This is a genomic window from Allobosea sp., assembly GCF_017308075.1.
In the GTDB taxonomy this organism is placed as follows: domain Bacteria; phylum Pseudomonadota; class Alphaproteobacteria; order Rhizobiales; family Beijerinckiaceae; genus Allobosea.
Window position 1 is genome coordinate 1 of sequence record NZ_JAFKFX010000007.1, and the last position, 2509, is coordinate 2509.

3 protein-coding genes are annotated in these 2509 nt (G+C 69.5%); all 3 read left to right on the top strand.

Annotation, left to right across the window (positions count from 1 at the left end; genetic code table 11):
• On the top strand, nucleotides 1–303 hold a 303-nt coding region (locus J0J10_RS00295; RefSeq protein WP_291644327.1), incomplete at its 5' end, for an acyl-CoA carboxylase biotin carboxyl carrier protein subunit.
• Between the two features lie 20 nt (nucleotides 304–323).
• Nucleotides 324–2216: a methylmalonyl-CoA mutase subunit beta gene (locus tag J0J10_RS00300; RefSeq protein ID WP_291644330.1), complete on the top strand. Its 1893-nt coding sequence runs from the start codon at nucleotides 324–326 to the stop codon at nucleotides 2214–2216.
• Between the two features lie 12 nt (nucleotides 2217–2228).
• Nucleotides 2229–2509 (top strand): methylmalonyl-CoA mutase family protein (locus J0J10_RS00305; protein ID WP_291644332.1); only part of this gene is annotated, 281 nt, incomplete at its 3' end.

Here is a 2509-nt window from a genome sequence, read left to right on the forward strand (position 1 = left end):
CATGCCGGCGCCTATGCCAATGCCCATGTCTACACGGCCCGCGAGGCGCAGCTTGCGGCGCTGATGCCGGAAAAGGCCGCGCCCGACACCGGAAAATTCCTGCTCTGCCCGATGCCCGGACTGGTCAAGGCGCTCTTCGTCAGCCTCGGCCAGGAGGTCAAGGCCGGCGAGCCGCTCGCCATGGTTGAGGCGATGAAGATGGAAAACGTCCTGCGCGCCGAAAAGGACGTCACCATCGCAAAAATCCTCGCCAGGGAAGGCGACTCACTCGCCGTCGACGCCGTCATCATCGAATTCGCGTGAGAGACGCCACGGAGGACACCATGCTTCCCGAAACGGTCGCCGCCGCCTTTCCGCTGCCCGATCAGGCGCAATGGCGCAGCGCCGTCGACAAGGTGCTGAAGGGCGCCGATTTCGAAAAGCGCCTCGTCTCCCAGAGCGCGGACGGCATCCGGATCGCGCCGCTCTACCCTGCCGCGCCCGCCGGGCTGCGGCCGATGCGCGCCGTTGCCGGCCGCTGGCAGGTCGCTGCCAGGCTCGACCATCCTTCGCCGGCTGCCGCTCGCGATCTTGCGCTCGCCGACCTCGAAGGCGGCGCAGAGACACTGGTCCTCAGCTTCGCCGGTGCGCGCGCTGCCCGCGGCTACGGTCTGGTCGCCGAGGATGTCGCGGCTCTCGACACGGCGCTCGACGGGGTGATGCTCGATCTGATCCGCCTGCGGCTCGATCCGGCGCCGGCCGGGGAGCGCAACGCCCGTTTGGTCGCGGAGCTGATCGCGCGCCGCGATATCGACCCCGCCAAGGCGGAGGTGGATTTCGGCCTCGATCCGATCGGCGTATTCGCCAGCCATGGCGCGCTTCCAGCGACGTGGCCTGAGCTCGGCCGGCGCCTCGCTGCGCTGATCGGCGAACTCAGGGGGCGGGGCTTTTCCGGCCCATTCCTGACGGTCGATACCAGGCCCTATCACGAGGCGGGGGCGAGCGAGGCGCAGGAGCTCGGCGCGGCGATGGCGACGGCGCTCGCCTATCTCAGGGCGCTGGAGGCCGGCGGCATGGCGCTCGACCTAGCGCGCGACGCGATCTCCTTCACGCTCGTCGCCGATACCGACGAGTTCATGAGCATCGCCAAATTCCGGGCGGCGCGGCTGCTCTGGGAGCGGGTGCAGCAGGCCTGCGGCCTCGCAGCGAAGCCGATGGCGCTGCATGCCGAGACCGCCTGGCGCTCGCTGACGAGGCGCGATCCCTGGGTGAATCAGCTGCGCGCCACGATCGCCAGCTTCTCGGCCGGTATCGGCGGTGCGGATTCGCTTACCGTGCTGCCCTTCACCGCGGCGCTCGGCTTAGCCAACGCCTTCGCCCGGCGCGTGGCGCGGAATACGCAATTGATCCTGCTGGAAGAGGCCAATCTCTGGCGTGTCGCCGATCCGGCGGCCGGCGCCGGCGGCTTCGAAGCGCTGACCCAGGCGCTCTGCGAACAGGGCTGGAGCAAGCTGCAGGATCTCGAGCGCGAAGCCGCCGACGGTCTGCCCGGCATGGTCGCAGCGCTCGCCAATGGTCATGTCCAGCAGGGATTGGCCCGCCAGCGCGGGCTGCGGGCCAAGGCGATCGCGACCCGCCGCGAGCCGATCACCGGGACGAGCGAGTTCCCCAATCTCGGCGAGACGAGCGTCAGCGTGCTCGCCGTCCCGCCGGTGCTGGATGGCTCTGAGGCGGTCGCTGCCGAGACAGGACTTACGGCTGAGGCCCTGCCGTCGGTGCGGCTGGCGGCGGCGTTCGAAGCGCTGCGCGATCAAGCCGATGCAGCTACGGCACGACGCGGCAAGCGTCCGACCGTTTTCCTTGCGACGCTGGGCGCGATCGCCGATTTCACGGCGCGGGCCGGCTTCGCCCGCAATCTGTTCGAGGCCGGTGGTCTCGCAGCGCCCTCTGGAGACGGCTTCGCCAGCGGCGGCGCGACCGATCTTGCAGCACTCGTCACCGCCTTCGAGGCCTCGGGCGCGAGGCTCGCTTGCCTCTGCGGCTCCGATGCCGGCTATGCCGGCGAGGCTGTCGCGGTCGCGCAGGCGTTGCAGGCCAAAGGCGCGAGCGTCTGGCTCGCGGGCCGGCCGGGCGATCTCGAAAGCGCCTTGAACCAGGCCGGGGTGAGCGCCTTCATCTTCGCTGGCTGCGATGTGATCGAAGCGCTGCGCAGCGCCCACGCCATTGCGGCGTCCTGACGGGAGAGACCGATGAGCTTGATCCCGGATTTTACGAAGCTTGGCTTTTCGGAGATCGCCGGCGCGGCGGGCGCGAGCGCTTCTTCGGCGGGCGCTGTGCCTGTCTCCGGCGAGGTTTGGGCGACGCCTGAGGGGATTGCGGTGAAGCCGGTCTATTCGGCTGAAGATCGCGCCGGGCTCGCCTTCGTCGACAGCCTGCCGGGGATCGCGCCCTATCTGCGCGGGCCCTACCCGACCATGTATGTCAACCAGCCCTGGACGATCCGGCAATATGCCGGCTTCTCGACGGCCGA